General features: G+C 66.9%; 17 protein-coding genes. 4 read left to right on the forward strand and 13 right to left on the reverse strand.

Translation table 11 applies throughout. The features are described 5' to 3' along the window. Positions 1 to 36: 36 nt before the first annotated feature. The 3 genes from tadA to queE are packed head-to-tail and all read right to left on the reverse strand — an operon-like array spanning position 37 to position 1,686. Positions 37 to 609, reverse strand: coding sequence for a tRNA adenosine(34) deaminase TadA (gene tadA / locus AC1RQG_RS19010; protein WP_493133549.1), 573 nt, complete (start codon positions 607 to 609; stop codon positions 37 to 39). After that, a complete protein-coding gene (gene queD / locus AC1RQG_RS19015) occupies positions 602 to 1,048 on the reverse strand; it encodes a 6-carboxytetrahydropterin synthase QueD (RefSeq protein WP_493133550.1) in 447 nt (148 codons plus the stop codon). Before queD ends, tadA begins: the two co-directional genes overlap by 8 nt. A 2-nt stretch (positions 1,049 to 1,050) precedes the next feature. Further along, on the reverse strand, positions 1,051 to 1,686 hold the full coding sequence (gene queE, locus AC1RQG_RS19020; protein WP_493133551.1) for a 7-carboxy-7-deazaguanine synthase: 636 nt from the start codon (positions 1,684 to 1,686) through the stop codon (positions 1,051 to 1,053). A 231-nt stretch (positions 1,687 to 1,917) separates the two neighbouring features. Here queE and AC1RQG_RS19025 point away from each other — a divergent pair, with 231 nt between their 5' ends. Together AC1RQG_RS19025 and AC1RQG_RS19030 are read left to right on the forward strand one after the other, a co-directional pair. Continuing rightward, positions 1,918 to 2,781 carry a sensor histidine kinase gene (locus AC1RQG_RS19025; protein WP_493133552.1) on the forward strand — a complete coding sequence of 288 codons (864 nt, stop codon included), beginning with the start codon at positions 1,918 to 1,920 and terminating at the stop codon, positions 2,779 to 2,781. 65 nt (positions 2,782 to 2,846) lie between these two features. After that, on the forward strand, positions 2,847 to 3,860 hold the full coding sequence (locus tag AC1RQG_RS19030; RefSeq protein ID WP_493133553.1) for a sensor domain-containing diguanylate cyclase: 1,014 nt from the start codon (positions 2,847 to 2,849) through the stop codon (positions 3,858 to 3,860). 81 nt (positions 3,861 to 3,941) lie between these two features. Here AC1RQG_RS19030 and AC1RQG_RS19035 read toward each other — a convergent pair whose 3' ends face one another. From AC1RQG_RS19035 to AC1RQG_RS19050, 4 genes are all read right to left on the reverse strand, one after another. Beyond that, a complete protein-coding gene (locus AC1RQG_RS19035) occupies positions 3,942 to 4,505 on the reverse strand; it encodes a DUF302 domain-containing protein (RefSeq protein ID WP_493133554.1) in 564 nt (187 codons plus the stop codon). 62 nt (positions 4,506 to 4,567) lie between these two features. Continuing rightward, positions 4,568 to 4,816 carry a hypothetical protein gene (locus tag AC1RQG_RS19040; RefSeq protein ID WP_493133555.1) on the reverse strand — a complete coding sequence of 83 codons (249 nt, stop codon included), beginning with the start codon at positions 4,814 to 4,816 and terminating at the stop codon, positions 4,568 to 4,570. Beyond that, positions 4,813 to 5,622 (reverse strand): DNA/RNA non-specific endonuclease, encoded by an 810-nt coding sequence (locus AC1RQG_RS19045; RefSeq protein ID WP_493133556.1) that lies wholly within the window; start codon positions 5,620 to 5,622, stop codon positions 4,813 to 4,815. The genes AC1RQG_RS19040 and AC1RQG_RS19045 overlap by 4 nt, the downstream gene beginning before the upstream one ends. A gap of 43 nt (positions 5,623 to 5,665) precedes the next feature. Further along, positions 5,666 to 6,616 carry a helix-turn-helix transcriptional regulator gene (locus AC1RQG_RS19050; RefSeq protein ID WP_493133557.1) on the reverse strand — a complete coding sequence of 317 codons (951 nt, stop codon included), beginning with the start codon at positions 6,614 to 6,616 and terminating at the stop codon, positions 5,666 to 5,668. Between the two features lie 94 nt (positions 6,617 to 6,710). On the opposite strand from AC1RQG_RS19050, the gene AC1RQG_RS19055 reads away from it, so the two are divergent. Next, positions 6,711 to 7,346, forward strand: a complete 636-nt coding sequence (locus AC1RQG_RS19055; protein ID WP_493133558.1) for a LysE family translocator — start codon at positions 6,711 to 6,713, stop codon at positions 7,344 to 7,346. A 40-nt stretch (positions 7,347 to 7,386) separates the two neighbouring features. Here the strand turns inward: AC1RQG_RS19055 and AC1RQG_RS19060 are convergent, their stop codons facing one another. Further along, positions 7,387 to 9,063, reverse strand: a complete 1,677-nt coding sequence (locus AC1RQG_RS19060; protein WP_493133560.1) for a methyl-accepting chemotaxis protein — start codon at positions 9,061 to 9,063, stop codon at positions 7,387 to 7,389. Between the two features lie 592 nt (positions 9,064 to 9,655). Here AC1RQG_RS19060 and AC1RQG_RS19065 point away from each other — a divergent pair. After that, positions 9,656 to 11,086 carry an aldehyde dehydrogenase family protein gene (locus AC1RQG_RS19065; protein ID WP_493133562.1) on the forward strand — a complete coding sequence of 477 codons (1,431 nt, stop codon included), beginning with the start codon at positions 9,656 to 9,658 and terminating at the stop codon, positions 11,084 to 11,086. A gap of 70 nt (positions 11,087 to 11,156) precedes the next feature. On the opposite strand, the gene AC1RQG_RS19070 is transcribed toward AC1RQG_RS19065, so the two are convergent. The 5 genes from AC1RQG_RS19070 to AC1RQG_RS19090 all read right to left on the reverse strand — a co-directional run bounded on the left by AC1RQG_RS19070 (position 11,157) and on the right by AC1RQG_RS19090 (position 16,445). After that, a complete protein-coding gene (locus AC1RQG_RS19070; RefSeq protein ID WP_493133563.1) occupies positions 11,157 to 11,498 on the reverse strand; it encodes a hypothetical protein in 342 nt (113 codons plus the stop codon). 90 nt (positions 11,499 to 11,588) lie between these two features. Then, positions 11,589 to 12,575: a response regulator gene (locus tag AC1RQG_RS19075; RefSeq protein ID WP_493133565.1), complete on the reverse strand. Its 987-nt coding sequence runs from the start codon at positions 12,573 to 12,575 to the stop codon at positions 11,589 to 11,591. Then, positions 12,572 to 13,696 (reverse strand): hybrid sensor histidine kinase/response regulator, encoded by a 1,125-nt coding sequence (locus AC1RQG_RS19080; RefSeq protein ID WP_493133566.1) that lies wholly within the window; start codon positions 13,694 to 13,696, stop codon positions 12,572 to 12,574. Before AC1RQG_RS19080 ends, AC1RQG_RS19075 begins: the two co-directional genes overlap by 4 nt. Beyond that, complete coding sequence (locus AC1RQG_RS19085; protein ID WP_493133567.1) at positions 13,693 to 15,057, reverse strand: sensor histidine kinase; 1,365 nt, start codon at positions 15,055 to 15,057, stop codon at positions 13,693 to 13,695. The genes AC1RQG_RS19080 and AC1RQG_RS19085 overlap by 4 nt, the downstream gene beginning before the upstream one ends. After that, a complete protein-coding gene (locus tag AC1RQG_RS19090; RefSeq protein WP_493133568.1) occupies positions 15,054 to 16,445 on the reverse strand; it encodes a class I SAM-dependent methyltransferase in 1,392 nt (463 codons plus the stop codon). Before AC1RQG_RS19090 ends, AC1RQG_RS19085 begins: the two co-directional genes overlap by 4 nt. Positions 16,446 to 16,613 lie beyond the last annotated feature (168 nt).

Below are 16,613 nucleotides of genomic sequence, written 5' to 3' on the forward strand. Positions count from 1 at the left end.
CGCCGTTGAAGCGCGCGCGCGCCGGCTTGACGGGCGTCAGCCGGGATTGTCGGCGGCGTTGACGGTGGGATTCGCGGCCGGGTTCGCGACCGGGTTGGTGGCCCTGCGCGCCTCGGCGGCGGCGGCGCGGCGCGCGGCGAAGAAGCGCTTGAGCATGGCGCCGCATTCGTCGGCCAGCACGCCACCGACGATGCCCGTGTGGTGGTTGAGCTGGACCTGGTCGTACAGGTTGACGACGGAGCCGCCCGCGCCCGTCTTGGGATCGGCCGCGCCATACACCACGCGCGCCAGCCGCGCATGCATCATCGCGCCCGAGCACATCACGCACGGTTCCAGCGTGACGTACAGTTCGCAGCCGGGCAAGCGGTAGTTGCCGAGCGCCTCGGCGGCCGCGCGCAAAGCCACGATCTCCGCATGCGCGGTGGGATCGTGGCGGCCGATCGGACGGTTGTAGCCGCGCGCGATCACCACACCATCCTTGACCACCACGGCGCCCACCGGCACCTCGCCCTCGTCCCACGCGAACTGGGCCTGGTCGAGGGCCTGGCGCATGAACGCCAGTTCCTCGGGCGTGGCTTCATGGGCCACGTCGGCCGTCGTCTCAGGCATCGGTGATCTCTGCCCAGCAGTTCGGCGTCTCATGCAGCACCAGCTTGTGCAGGTGCAGGCCGGTGCCGAAACGGTCCTTGTAGGCGGCCTTGAGGATGTTGAACGCCACCTGGGCCAGGTTCTCCACCGTGGGGATGCGGTCGATCACCACGGTCTTGTGGTTGGGCAGCGTGGCGAGGAATTCGCGCACGGCCGTGTCCTTCTCGTACACGAGGAAGGAATGGTCCCAGACGTCGACCAGGTGTTCCTTGGCCAGCGCCTTGATGTCCGAGAAGTCCATGATCATGCCGTTGTCGGAGTTGCCTTCCACGGAGATGACCTGGCCCGTCAGCGTGATTTCCAGCGTGTAGCGGTGGCCGTGCAGGTTGCGGCACTGGCTTTTGTGGTCGGGGATGCGGTGGCCTGCGTCGAATTCGAGCTTGCGGGTAATAGTCAGCATTGTTATGGTATTTGTAAGAGTTTATGGGTTTGCAGGCTCAGTTTCCACTGGGGGCGGCGCTTGCAGGTGTCGATCGCGAGTTTGGTGTTGAACTCGGCCAGCGGGCCATCCATGGGTTGCACGAAGAAGTGGTCGAACGCCAGTCCTTCGTAGGCGGCCAGGTCCTGGTCGGTCTGCGGGATCACCACCTTGATCTCGTTGCCGCGCTCAACCACCAGTTGCGAGCCCATCTTCGGGCTCACGCAGATCCAGTCCACACCCGCCGGCACGGCGATGGTGCCGTTGGTTTCGATGGCGATCTCGAAGCCGGCCGCGTGCATGGCCGCGATCAGCGGCTGGTCCAGTTGCAGCAGCGGTTCGCCGCCCGTGAACACCACATATTTGCTGGCCGGGTAGCTGGCCGGCCACAGCGCGTCGATGGCGGCAGCCAGGTCCGCCGCCGCGGCGAACTTGCCGCCGCCCTCGCCGTCCGTGCCCACGAAATCCGTGTCGCAGAACTGGCAGATGGCGCTGGCGCGGTCGCTTTCGCGCCCCGTCCACAGGTTGCAGCCGGAAAAGCGGCAGAACACGGCGGGGCGCCCCGCATGGGCGCCTTCGCCCTGCAGGGTGTAAAACATTTCTTTGATGCTGTAAGTCACAACGTTCCCTCGACTGACCGGCTGCGTACGGCGCGCAAACTCCGGTTGACAACCTTCCATTATAAGCGAGGCCGGGACCACGCAGGAAATTCCCGGCGCCGCCCGCCATTTTCGCTTTCCGCGCCGCAAGAACTTGACGAATCACAACGCCCGCCTGGCCCAGCCGCGATATGTTGTCACAGTGCACCAGCCAAATCCCCGCTGTGATATCCGTATGGAGCAATGCACCCCATGAAATACAACGCACAATCGCTGCATGTCGACCTGATCACGGCCGGAGCGGTCCTGCTGACCGTGATCGCACTGGCCCTGCTGTGGCGCCAGCGCCGCCTGCGCGCCACGCTGGCGCGGCTGCAACAGGCGCTGGCCGTTGAACAGGGCGTGCGGGTCAGAGCGGAGCAGGCCGCGCTCGAACAGCGCACCCGCGTGTGCCAGTTGCTGGCCCAGCAGGACAGCGCGCTGGAAACGGAGCGCCAGCGCATCGCGCGCGATATCCACGACGACCTCGGCCAGAACCTGCTGGCCCTGAAGATGGACCTGGCCATGCTCAGCCGCAGCCAGCCGAGGCTGCAGGCGCAACTGCACCGGGTCGAAGCCCACATCGGCGCCAGCCTGCGTTCGCTGCGCGCCATCATCCACGACCTGCGGCCCGAGCCGCTCGACCACGGCCTGCGCAGCGCCGTCGAAAGCCAGGTCACCCAGTTCTCGCGCCTGAGCGGCATCGCCTGCCGGCTGGACGCCGACCAGCACGTCTACAACGCCGCGCCCAGCGCCAAGGTGGACGCCGCGCTGTTCCGTGTGCTGCAAGAATCGTTGAGCAACATCGCCCGCCACGCCAACGCCACCCAGGTCGATATCGCGCTGTGCCGCCAGTCGAGCAGCCTGACGCTGACGGTCAGCGACAACGGCATCGGCCTGCCGACCAAACCGGCCCGGGGCGGCAACGGCTTGAGCGGCATCGCCGACCGCGTGGCCCGGGCCGGCGGCCAGTTCCATGTGGCCAGCCGGCCCGGCCAGGGCACGGCCCTGTCCATGTCATTCCCGCTCGACGTTGCGCCGCATCAAGCCGAACACGCATTTCCGGAAGCAAAATGACAACCCTTCTCCATCAGCCGGCCGCCATGACCACACTCCAGGCACACCCCGCACAAGGATCGCCCATGAACAACCTCCAAAAAATCCAGCATGTCATGGAATTCCCACCCGCCGAGCAGCAGCACGGCTTCGCCCTCAAGCTGATGGAATTGCTGGTCATTCCCACCTTCGTGATCGATGCCAACGGCAAGGTGCTGATCTGGAACCGCGCGTGCGAACGGCTGACGGGCGTGCCGGCCTATGAAGTGCTGGGCACCGCCGACCACTGGCGCAGCTTCTACAGCGAGCGCCGCCCCACGCTGGCCGACCTGGTGATCCAGGGCCGCACGGGCGAGGTGCGCTCGCTGTACGATCAGCACAGCCACCGCAGCGAAGGCGCCGACAATCTGTGCGCGGAGAACTGGTGCGAGATGCCGCGCGTGGGCAAGCGGCGCTACCTGGCCGTGGACGCCAGCCCGATCTACGACGCCGAAGGCCGGCTGGTGGCGGTGGTCGAGACGCTGCGCGACATGACGGACGAAAAACGGGCCCAGGTGGCGCTGGAACAACTGGCCACCCGCGACGGCCTGACCAGCCTGGCCAACCGCCGCTGCTTCGACGACACGCTGGCGGCCGAGTGGCAGCGGGCGCTGCGCCAGCAACAGCCGCTGTCGCTGCTGATGGTCGATGTCGACAACTTCAAACAGTACAACGACGCCTACGGCCACCTCGGCGGCGACGAATGCCTGCAACGCATCGCCAACGCCGTGGCCAGCGAAATGCGGGCCAACGACCTCGTGGCCCGCTATGGCGGCGAGGAATTCGCCGTGATCCTGCCCAACCAGGCCTTGAAGGGCGCCGCCATCGTGGCCGAGCGCATCCGCTGCCGGGTCGAGCAGCTCGATTTGCCCAACCTGGGCAGCGATTCGCACGTGGTGACGGTCAGCATCGGCGCCGCCACCGCCCTGCCCTCCGTGGACACCGACCCCAGCCAGCTGGTGGCGACGGCCGATTCGGCGCTGTACCGGGCCAAGCACATGGGCCGCAACCGCATCAGCCTGCCCTTGCAGGAGCCGGATCCGGCCGTGGGACGGGCCTGATCAGCCGACCGGATGGGCGATCGTCGTCAGGTCCGGCGGTGGCGATGCGGGCGCGGCGCCAGGGAACGCCCAGCCCCGGCGTCAAAACTCGCCGCGCGCGCCGCGGTCGAGCATCTTGACGATGGTGCCCCGCATCTTGAGCGCCGAGTCCCGCAGGTCCGGCGGCAGCTTGCGCCCCATGTGGATCAGCATGTCCATGTTGAGGGTGTACAGCCACAGCCCGTCTTCCTTTTCCAGCATGGTGATGCGGCAAGGCAGATAGGCTGCCATGTGGGGGCTGAAGTCCACCATCTTGCGCGCGATCTCGGGACTGCAATACGAATAGACCTTGAGGAAGCGCTGCGGCATGCCGGTGCGCGCCCGCAATTCCTCCGACAGCGGCAACACCCCGACTTGCTTGACGCCGTCCTCCAGCGCGACGCTGGCCAGCGCGTCCTCCACGTCCTGCACCGACACGCCGGGCCGCACCTTGCGCTCCCAGGTGGTGGCGGCGGCGATATCGCCATCCGCCTCGATCCAGCGGTCCCACACCTTCGACGCCTGTTCCCCGGCGCCGTCCTCCAGCTTGCCCATGGTGCGCAGCGTGCCGCAGCCCGTCAGGCCCGCACACAGCATGGCCACCGCCACCAACGAAAAACCCCGCACAGTTCCTCCGACTCAAACACAAAATGGTGATAAAAAAGTGTTAATGAAGCACCCCGACCCGATCAGCCGAACGGATTGGCGACCGTCTTCACGTCCGGTGGCGGCAGCGTGGCCGGCAAGTCCTGCGCCTCCAGCCGCGCCACCACGTCGGTCAGCACCTTCAGCAGGGCGCGCGCGTCGCGCAGGCCGGCCTGGTCGGCCGTCAAGTCCACGTCGCCACTGAGGGTGATGCGGTCGAGGCGGTTTTCGATGCACAGGTGGCCGATATGCAGCACGTCGGCCTCGTTGGCATAGGGAACAAATTTCGTCATCGTAAGCTCCATTCGTCACGTTTATCTTTGCGCGGCTTGACCTTCGGCAAGCGCAGCATCCGTTCCTTCTCGCTGGCCGACAGCGACGGCAGCAAGTTGATGCCCACCCGGCTTTCGAGTTCCGCCACGCTCAGCATCTCATAGTCGCTGGTCGGCGCGTTGGCGATGAAGTAAGCCGCCCCCGCGCGCTGGCGCGGGCTGTAGACCAGCTTATACAAATGGCTGGGCACGATCACGTTGCCGATCTTCTGCAGATTACCACCGAGGAAGGCCGGGCCCGTGATCACGTACAGATCGCCCTCCTTCTTCGCCATCTTGCGCACCGCGCCTTCGATGCCGGCCCACACGTGGCGGTTGTTGTCGCCGTTTTGCGGCACCATGTTGGCCAGCGTAAAACTCTCATGCTGGGTATCGCGATCCGGCATGTCGCCGTTGGGCGACATGTGGCCACGATCGAAGCCGCTGCGCGCGTAGTCGGACAGCTCGGCGCGCTGGCTGGACGGCAGTTGCGTCTCCGCGTGGAAGGAGTTCTCGCGCGACAAGCTCTGTGCCGCCGCGATATTGTCGGCCGTCAAATGCTCGGCCGACCACAGCGGCGTGCGCGTGAGGCCCGAATGCATGACGCCGAACACGCCGTAACACAACTCGCGCGTGGCGGCGCTCATCTTCTCGTTGCGGATTTCCGGCATGCGGCCATCGACATAGTGGGCGGGACAGGCGCCGGCCAGGGCCAGGCCGGAGACGAGGGTGCCGCACGCAAACATGGCGGCGGCCACGGTTTTCTGGATCAGACTAGGGTATTGCATGGTTCCTTGGAGCATGGACGAGAAAGTTCAGTGCCGCACTCTATCAGACTGAGGCCAATTGCAACAAACGCCTGGCGTGCGCGGCCAGTTCGGCACGCAACCGCGGCGGGTCGACGATAGCGAGTTCGAATGGCACGGCGGCCAGCTGGCGCGCCAGCCAGGCCAGGTCGTCGGACTGGATGTGCAGCAGCACGCCGCCGGCGCACTGCTCGAATACGCCTAGCGTGTCCGGCAGGGCGCGCTGCGCCGTCTCCAGGTCGGTTTGCAACAACACCGTGGCCGGAAACGCGCGCGGCAGCGAGGCCACCGACAGCCGCAGATGGGCCAGCGCATCGAAATCGGCGGGCCGCACGAACCGGCCCGGCGCCGGCGCCGCGTCCGCGATGCGGTCGAGCCGGAAGGTGCGCATGGCGCCGCGCAGGTGGCACCAGCCGACGGCGTACCAGCCGCCGAGGTAATAAGCCAGGCCGTAGGGATCGACGTCGCGCGCCGTGTCCACGCCACCGGCGCGATAGCGCAGGTGGACGCGCCGGCCCTGCTGGGCGGCTGCGCTCAGCACCACCAGCGCCTGATTGTCGGTCGCCGTCCTGCCGGCCGCGAGATCCAGACGCACCGTCTCGTCGAGCGCGCCCACGCGCTGTTTGAGTCCGTCGGGCATGATGCGCGCCAGCTTGGCCTGGGCGCTGGCCACGGCCGGCGCCGCCTCCGCCAGGCCGAGGTGGCGGGCCGCAAGCAAGCCCAGCGACAGGGCCAGCGCCTCGTCCTCCGTGAACATCATGGGCGGCAGCTTGAAGCCGGCCACCAGCGCATACCCGCCATGCCGACCGCGTTCGCTCGTGATCGGGATGCCGATCTGCTCCAGCATCGCGATATAGCGGCGCAGCGTGCGGCCATCGACCTGCAAGCGGCGCGCCATCTCGGCGCCGCTGAGACGGCCATGGGTCTGCAGCAGTTCCAGCACTGCCAATACGCGGGTGGTCGGATGGTACATCATGCAACGATAGCAGATAATCAGGGCGGAATCTGCCCTATATCAGCGTTACAGTGCCTCATCGCCGTGTCGATCGGTTTATAACTGGAGCGAGGAGATGACGCAAACTAATACGTTGTGGCTGTATTTTCTGGTGGTGTTCGGGGTCGTGCTGCTGCCGGGCCTGGACATGGCGTTCGTGATGGGCAGCTCGCTGCTGGGCGGCCGGCGCAGCGGCATGGCGGCCGTGGGCGGCATCATCGCCGGCGGCTTTTGCCACCTGTGCATGGGCGCGCTGGGCGTGGCCGCCATCCTGCAATGGTGGCCTGGCCTGTTCCGCGCCATGCTGCTCGGTGGCGCGCTGTACATCGCCTGGATAGGCTGGACTTTGCTGGGCGCCAACAGCATCCTGCTGCCGGCGCCCGAGCAGCAACGCGCATCGGAAGCGATCATCTTCCGCCGCGCCATGGTCACGAGCTTGCTCAATCCCAAGGCCTACCTGTTCATGCTGGCCATCTTCCCCCAGTTCCTGCGGCCCGGCCAGGGACCGCTATGGGTGCAATCCGGCGTGCTCGGCGCGATCACGGCGCTGACGCAGGCGGGCGTGTATGGCGCCCTCGCCTTCGCCGCCAGCGGGGCCAGCGGCTGGTTCGACCGTCATCCGGGCGCGGCCATCGTCGTGGCGCGCCTGATGGGGATACTGCTGCTGGCCACTGCCATCCTCAGCGGCTATCAGGCGTGGCGCATGGCTTGAGCGCCAGAACCACGCATCGCGCCGCCAGAGGCGAACGAGGCTATGCGCGCCCCGCGCGCGCGTAGGCGAGCGAGGCTTTACGGGCGGGAGCGGGCCGGCTTGCCATCCTCGCGCGCCCCGCCGGCGCGCGCGACAAGTGCGCCGGCGCCCGACGGCGGACATGGAACACCGACACGGCCTGCGACAACTGCCCGGCCTGCTCATCGAGGCTGGCGGCCGCCGCCGCCGCCTGTTCGACCATGGCCGCATTCTGCTGCGTTGCCACGTCCATATCGGCAACGGCGCGGTTGACCTGGTCTATGCCGACGCTCTGTTCGCGGCTGGCCGTCGCGATCTCGTTCATGATGTCGGCCACGCGCTGGACGGACTGGATAATTTCGGCCATGGTGTCGCCGGCGTCGCCTGCCTGGCGATTGCCCAAGGTGACCTTGTCGACGGAATCGTCGATCAAGCCCTTGATCTCCTTGGCGGCGGCGGCCGAGCGCTGCGCCAGGGCCCGGACCTCGGACGCCACCACGGCGAAGCCGCGCCCCTGCTCGCCGGCGCGCGCCGCCTCGACCGCCGCATTCAACGCCAGCAGATTGGTCTGGAACGCCAGGCCGTCGATGAGCGCGATGATATCGACGATCTTGTTCGCGGCGGTGGAGATGTCGCCCATGGTGGCCCGCACCTCGTCCACCGACTGGCCGCCCTTGACCGCGATCTGCGCGGTCGCGGCCACCAGCTCGCTGGCCATGCGGGCATGGTCCGCATTCTGGCTCACCGTGGACGCGAATTCCTCCATGCTCGACGCCGTCTCTTCCAGCGTCGATGCCTGCGCCTCCGTGCGTGACGACAGATCCAGATTGCCTTGCGCGATGTCGCGGGTCGCCGCGCCCATGGCGTCGACGTTGACGCGGACGTCCCCGATGATCGCCATCATGTTGACGTTTATCTGCTGCAAGGCGCGCAGCAACTGCCCCATGTCATCGCCCCACTCGGCCGCCACCGTGCCGGTCAGATCGCCGCCCGCGAGCGCGCAAGCCGCCTTGATCGCCTTGTGCAACGGCGTGGTCACTGTCGCGTGCAACGCCCTTCCCATCGCCAGCGCCACGACCACGCCCGCACTGGCGAGGCCGAGCGACCAGCCGGTGGCGGAACCGCCGTCCGAACAGGCGGCGATGCCGCCCGTCGTCGCGATCAGCGAAGCCTGGACGGTCAAACCGAGGTTGAAGCGGGTCTGGATCGGTAATTCCTTCCACGCCCGTCGCCAGCCGGCCGGGCCGGCGCGCCGCACCTGGCCTTGCCTCAGCACGACCCGCGCGGTGTTGCCCGCGACAATATCGCGATACAGGCGGTCTGCGGCGGCGATCTGTTCCCGGCCCGGCTTGGAACGTATCGACATATAACCGGTGGTGCGGCCGTCCTCGACGACGGGCGTGACGTTGGCAAGCACCCAGTAGTAGTCGCCGTTCTTGCGGCGATTCTTCACCATGCCGGTCCAGGGCAAGCCCGCCTTCAGTGTTTGCCACATGTCGGCGAACGCCTCGGGCGGCATCTCCGGATGCCGGACCAGGTTGTGTGGCGCGCCGATCAGTTCTTCTTCGGTGAATCCGCTCACTTCGACGAAATAGGGGTTGACATAAGTGATATCCCCCTTCAGGTCCGTCTTCGACACGATAGGCCGGCCATCTGCCATTTCGTATTCAACGCCGGTGATCGGAAAATTCTTGCGCATGGTATCTCTTTTATCGGTGGTGGACTGCCCGCAATAGGAAGGCGGCAAGCAGCAGAGCGATTTGGCACTACCCACGCGGCACGGGGGGCGAAGCATAGCGCAATTCCACACAGAAACAAACCAACTGTATTAACAAAGCAAGCACTCGTGGTTTTCCTTTCACGCCAGCGCGCCCGCATTTGATGACACGGCCCGGCGCAGCGGCCAGGCATGGCCCGGACGTGGCACGCACCAATAAAAAAGGGCCGGACGCGAATCGCGACCGGCCCACACATTTTTTATTATTGGGAGTACAGTTGACGCCGGCTAAGAAAACCGGGTCAGCCTTTGTTTTTCTTGTTATGCCTTGCCGTGCTTTCCAGCTTGCAACTGAGTAAGTCCTATTGGCTGGATAGCAAGAGAATAGCGCTCAGTGTAGCGCGCTTTCGCATCAAACTGTCACGAAATCTCGCGGTTTGTTCCAAACAACAACAGTCGGCCATCGACCGCCGGGCATCGTCCCCGGAACAATCGGCAATCTTGCCAGTGGCGTAACGACAGGAAAAGAGGATAATGCGGGCACCCCCACTTTATTGACGAGAAGCGGACTACCATGAAACACAACTATATCAACGGCGCATGGGTCGAAGGAGCAAGCTCTGCCGCCAACATCAATCCCTCCAACACGGACGACGTGATCGGCCACTATGCCCAGGCCGACGCGCAGCAGGCGCAACTGGCCATCGCCGCGGCGGCCGCCGCCGCGCCGGGCTGGGCCTTGTCCAACGTGCAGATGCGCGCCGATGCGCTCGACAAGATCGGCAGCGAGATCCTGGCCCGCAAGGAAGAACTGGGCACCCTGCTGTCGCGCGAGGAAGGCAAGACCAAACCGGAAGGCATAGGCGAAGCGGCGCGCGCCGGCGCCATCTTCAAGTTCTTCGCCCAGGAATGCCTGCGCCTGCGCGGCGACAAGCTGCCGTCCGTGCGCCCCAACCTCGACGTGGAGATCACGCGCGAACCGGTGGGCGTGGTGGGCATCATCGCGCCATGGAATTTCCCGATCGCCATCCCGGCCTGGAAGATAGCGCCGGCCCTGGCCTACGGCAACTGCGTGCTGCTCAAGCCGGCCGAACTGGTGCCAGGCAGCGCCTGGGCGCTGGCCGAGATCATCAGCCGCGCCGGCTTGCCGCCCGGCGTGTTCAACCTCGTGATGGGGCGTGGCAGCGTGGTCGGCCAGGCGTTCCTGAACGACCGCCGCGTGAACGCGATCAGCTTCACCGGCTCGGTGGCCACCGGCGGCAAGGTCGCGCAAGCGGCCATGACGCGCATGGCCAAGGTGCAGATTGAAATGGGCGGCAAGAACCCGCTCGTGGTGCTGAACGACGCCGACCTGGCCACGGCCGTCAACTGCGCCGTGCAGGGCTCGTTCTTTTCGACCGGCCAGCGCTGCACGGCGTCGAGCCGCCTGATCGTGGAAAAAGGCATCTACCCGGCCTTCGTGGCCGCCGTGAAGGAAAAACTGGCCGCGCTCACCATCGGCGACGCGCTGGCCGCCGGCACCGACATCGGCCCCGTGGTGGACGCCAGCCAGTTGGAGCAGGACCTCGAATACATCCGCATCGGCCAGGACGAGGGCGCCACGCTGGCCTTCGGCGGCGAGCGCGTCACGTGCGCCACGCCCGGCTTCTACCTGCGTCCGGCGCTGTTCACGGATTGCGGCAACGACATGCGGATCAGCCGCGAGGAGATCTTCGGTCCCGTCGCCAGCGTGATCCCAGCCGACAGCTACGAGCATGCGCTGGCCCTGGCCAACGACACGGAGTTCGGCCTGTCGAGCGGCATCTGCACCACCTCGCTCAAGCACGCGACCCACTTCAAACGCCACGCGCAGGCCGGGATGGTGATGCTGAACGTGCCGACGGCGGGCGTGGACTACCACGTGCCGTTCGGCGGCACCAAAGGGTCCAGCTACGGTTCGCGCGAACAGGGCACCTACGCCGCCGAGTTCTTCACCACCGTCAAGACGACCTACTGCGGCGTGTAAACCGAAACGTCTGGCAAAAGGGTCAGCCCCCAGGGTCTGACCCTGGCGACCTCACTGGCGGGCGCCCACGTCAGCGCAGCCGCGCGTCGAGTGCCTCCAGCACCCCCTTGCGTTTCTTGTGCCGCGCCTCGTGCGTGCGCACGCGCCGCAGCGCGGACGGCGACAGGCCGTCCAGCTGCCGCCGCACCTGGTCGGCCGTCAGTTCCTCGTAATTGGCGATGGGCAGGCTGCGCTCGGGCGCCGTCGCATGGTGGGCCTGTTCCGCTTCCGTTTCGCCGGCCGCGGCGCGCTGCTTGTTGACGATGCGGGCCGCCACCTCCTCCTCGCGTCCGGCGTAGCGGCCTTCCTGCCGGAACTTGCGCTCCAGCTCACTGTATTCGCGTTCCCGCTTGGCGTTCGCGCCTTTGGGCATGATGCACCTCCCTCGCAATGTGCCCGGAAGCGACCATGCTAAGCCTTCATCACGCCGGCCGGCGCACCGTTGGGCGCGCCGGCCCGGCCGTCACAGCTGGTCGATCCAGGCGGCCAGGTGCTGCGCGCCGAACGTCGGGTCGGCCGCGGTGATCTGGCAACGCAGCACGGCGCCATCGGCCGACAGCTGCAACGCATGGCCGCGCCGGCCCAGCCACAACAGACAGGCCAGCCAGGCGGCGTGGGTGGCCGACGGCGCGGCCTGGGTCGGCAGCGCCAGGAATTCCAGCAGCGTGGCCGGCTGCACGAACATGCCGCGCGACGGGCCGGTCGATTCGAACGTGGGGCCGAAGAATTCCGACAGCAACAGCAGGACCTGCTCCGGCTCGTTGCCCGGGCAGCGCTGTTCGATCCGCGCCAACTGGGTGCGGATGGCGTCGCCCAGGGCGGCGCAGCGCATCACCTCCGAGCCGCTCAGGTCGGAGAAGTCGAACATCAGCCAGTCCGGCTCCATCCCTTCCAGTCCCGCGCACACGGCGGCGGCCAGGCTCGCCTCCACGGGCACGTGCGCGCCGCGCTCGCTCAGGCCGGCGCACAGCGTGTACAGCATGGCGACCCGGTTGGCCAGCGTCTGCCGTTGCCGCACCAGCAGTTTTTCCCGCAGCAGCTGGTGGTGGTCCTTGCGCAGCTGGGCCATGTCGAGCGCCTGCTTGAGCTCCATGCGCAACGCGGAGATGTCCCACGGCTTCTGGATGTAGCGGTGGATCTGGCCCTGGTTGACGGCCTCCACCGTCTGTTCCAGCTCCGAATAGGCGGTGGTCAGGATGCGCACGATGTGGGGGTGCTTGTCCCACGCGTAGAACAGCAGCTCGTTGCCGTTGGCGCCGGGCATGCGCTGGTCGGACACCAGCACGGCCAGCGTGCCGGCGTGGGCGTCGAGCAGGCGCTTGCCCTCCTCGACCGACTCGGCCGTGATGACGTTGGCCAGCGCGCCCAAGGCACGCTGGAAATATTTGAGGGCGGTCGCTTCATCGTCGACATACAGAATGGTCGGTGCCTGCGCTGCGGGATCGCTCATACAAGTTCCTTTTCGATTGCTGGGAAATTCAAAGTGACGGTGGTGTAGCGTCCTGGCTTCGACTGCACCACGATATTGCCGCCGAACGATTGCATGATGCGTTGGCAGAATATCAGACCCCAGCCGTTGCCGCCGTTGTGGGCATGCGTGGTGACGGGATCGACCAGCAGCCGCGCCAGGATGTCGGGCGGAATGCCGGGGCCGTTGTCGCTGATGCTGATCTGCGGCGCGCCGTCGACCAGCACGGTGAAGCGCAGGGCCGCGCCGGCCTGGCCGTCGAGCGCGCGCAGGGCGTTGCTCATGATGGACGACAGCACCAGCGTCACGCAATTGGGCAGCGCCTTCACGCTGAAGTCCTGCTGCACCTCGGTACGTATCATCTGCCGCTGCGCGGCCGTGAGCGGATAGGCGTCGAGCAGCATGGCCAGCAACTGCGCCGCGCTGTGTCCGCTGCGCGGCGCCGCCGGCGGCGGCGGCGCGCCGTTGGCCAGCTTGACCGATTCGACGAAGCTGCTCAGCACGGACAGGCAATAACGGGCGTTGTCCTGCATCAGCGCGGCGGCCTGGCTGATCTCCTCCAGCTGCCGCGCCGGGTCGCTGCCCGACGCGCGGCGCGCGATGCCGCGCGCGAAATTGCCTATCGTGGCCAGCGGCGTGTTCAGTTCGTGCGCCAGGAAGGCCAGCGTCTCCTCGATGGCCAGCAGGTTGTCGCGCCGCGACTGCCGTTCGCGCGCGCGCTCGCTGGCCTGGCGCATGGCCAGCCGCAACTGGTGCAGGTCGAGCGGCTTCTCCAGCACGCGGAACACCTCGGCGCCGTTGATGCTGTCGAGCAGCACCTCCTTGTCCGCGTAGGCCGTCACCAGCAGGCACACCATGTGCGGGAAGTGCTGGTTCACGTGGCGCAGCAGCATGCTGCCGACCCGGCCCGGCATGCGGTAGTCGGTCACCAGCACGCCGATGCCGTGGCCGGGCCGGTCCAGGATGGCGATGGCCTGGTCGACGCCGCCGGCCGTCACCACCTCGTAATCGTCGGCCATGGCGCGCTCGAAGTACTTGCAGGCCATTTCCTCGTCATCGACGTACAGGATGGCGGCGGCGGGATGGGTCGCCGGGCGCATCATCGCTTCTCCGTTTCCGCGCGCGGCAGGTCGAAGATCATCTGGGTCCATTCGCCCACCACACTCTCGGCCAGCAGCACCCCGCCGTGGCGTTCGACCACCCGGTAGCTGATGCTCAGGCCCAGCCCCAGGCCCTGCCCCACCTCGCGCGTGGTGAAGAACGGCTCGAACACGCGCGCCAGTTGCTCGTCGGGGATGCCGGGGCCGTTGTCGCGCACGGTCACGCGCAGGCGCGGGCCGTCCCACACGGCCGCGACGGCCAGTTCGTACGGGCGCTTGCCGGCCTTGCGCATGGCCAGCACGGCGTTGCTGAACAGGTTGATCAGCACGCCGATGATGGCCGCCTCGTCGCCGCGCACCAGGGTGTCGCCCGGCAGGTCGCGCTGCACCTTGACGTCCTTGAGCTCGTGGCCGATCAGGCGGATCGCCGCGCCCAGCGCCCGCTCGAACAGGAAATGGGCGCTCAGCAGGTTGTCGCCGTTCTTGCGGTAGGCGAAGGTCTTCAGGTCCGACACGATGTGCTGCACGCGCTGCATGCCCTGCTTGGCGTCGGCCAGGCATTCGGTCAGCAGGGGGCTGGCGCGCGACACGGGATCCTCGGCCGCCAGGTCGATCGCCATCAGGCAGAAGTTGACCGGGTTGTTCACCTCGTGCATCAGGCCCGCCGCCAGCGTGCCCAGCGCCGCCATCTTTTCCTGCTGCAGCATCTGGCCCTTGATCTCGGCCAGGTCCCTGTTGGTCAGTTCCAGCTCGTGGTTCTTCTGCGCCACCTGGGCCTTGAGCTTGAACAGCAGGTAGCGCGCGCGCTCGTTGTAGACCGTGAACACGGCGCTGATGGTGGCCGACATCAGCAGGAACATGGAATTGACGACGAACGGCCCGTGCAATTCGAAACTGACCGGATGGCGCGCGCAGGCGGCCGCGTACAGCAGGTAGCTGACGCCGCCGAACACGATGTTCTGCCACAGCCCGAACGCCAGCACGATGCCCGACGAGTAGATGGCCAGCGTCAGCCCGGCGTAGTAGATGGAGGCGGCGCCCTCGGTGACGGCGATCATGGCGGCGATCATGATCTGCGGCAGCAGCAGCCAGCCGAACGTCAGCCACTGGATGTTGTGCTTGCCCCACTCGGTGCGCATCGCGCACAGCATGACGGCCATCAGGGCCGAGGCCAGCAGCCGCCAGCCGGCGAACGCGGCTTGCCATTCCGGGTACATGGCGTGGTCCAGCGCCACCCCCAGCAGCACCAGCACGATGCCCGTGCGCAGGCCGGCCCGGCTGAATTCCAGGCGAAAATGGCGCAAGGCCGTCTCGTAGCTCTCCTCGGGCGCCAGCACCACACCGTCCGGCAGACGGGTCGTCATGCGATGCGCACTTCGGCGAACAGGTTGACGCCGGTGGCGTCGACGTAAATCTTGCGCTCGCGCGACTGCGGCGGCAGCAGCTTCTCCAGCCCGGCCTCGTCACGGTAGATCAGATGCCATTCCAGCAGATGCTCCATGCCGAACTTGCCGGGATTGTCGGAGTGCACATTGGTCACGAGCAGCTTGCCGCCGGGGCGGATGCGGCTGGCGAAATGGGCCATCAGGCGCGCGCACACCTTGTCGGACAGGTAGTCGAACAGGCCGGCGCAATAGACGGTGTCGAATTCGGCCGTGCGTTCGGCGGCCGGACCGGCGCGGCGCTTGAGCAACAGGTGCACGGAATCCTGCACGTAGTTGATCTCGACCGGGCGGGGGCAGCGCGCGGCGCGCCTGGACAGCTGGCCGCGCGTCCAGTCCAGCGTCTCGGCGCTGAAGTCGAGCAGCTCGAACTGCAGCCAGTGCGGCTCCGGGTAGGTGTCGAGGAAGCGCTGCACCTCCACGGCCGGGCCGCAGGCGATGTTGAGGATGCGCATGGGCCGGCCCCGCTGGCGGGCCTCGTCGGCCAGCCCCTTGAGGAACTCGACCAGGATGTCGATGCGGTTGCGGTGCGCGGCCGCCACGGCCGCCTGCAGGAAGGCCGTGTTGACGATCTGAAAATACGTGTTCGGGCCCTGGCGCGGGTCGTCCAGGATCTGGTTCACCATCTGGTAGTCGCCCGCGTAGCCGAGCGGCTTGGTGTAGGTGCGGAACACGAACGGCGCGCGCAGGATCAGCGGGTGCAGCGCCGACTGGCAGAACGCGCGGTGGGCCGGCGCCAGTTCCGGCGCGATGATGGCGGCCTCCTCCTCCAGCCGCGCCAGGTAGGAGCGGGTCTTGTCCATCAGCGGGCTGGCCAGCTCGTAGAACAGGTCTTCGCGCAGCATGCCGTCGACCTTGGGCAGGTTGCCGGCCAGGTCCACCTGGTCGACCCAGCGCGACACGTCCGACAGGAAGGCGCGCATCTCGTTGACGACGGCCTGGTAGTCGCGGCCGATGCGGTAGCGCTCGCTCCATTCGCGCACGAAGCCGGCCGCCTCCGCGCCCACGGCGCCGGGCACCAGCGTCAGCTCGCCCAGTTCGCACCACTCGTCCACCAGCGTCAGCGACACCACGGCCGTCAAGCCCGTGTTGACCACGCTGACCACCAGCGCCCGGCCGCTATAGGCGACCCGGGTGCCGATGCGCACGGTGAGCTCGGACAGCACCTCACTTACTTGCATGATGAAATCTGGATTGTAGATTTCCATCACCAGCGCCATGCGCTGCACGTTGATCAGGGTGCCCCGCACGGCCTCGCCCTGCGCATTGCGGAAACTGACCAAAGGATCGATTTGCGATTGTGAATACACGGTTCGGCGTCTTCAAATGGCCGGCGGGCCGCGATGGCCGGCCGGCGGGGTTAAAGCCAGGCCGGCACCGGCAACGCCACCGGCCACCCGCCGCTCTGTTGTTGCACACATCTTTGCACGCATCCTGGGCACGCACTGCCGTGCATTGCGCGTCGAGTGTACATGGCA

This window comes from Rugamonas sp. GW822-FHT03B10, from assembly GCF_058801745.1.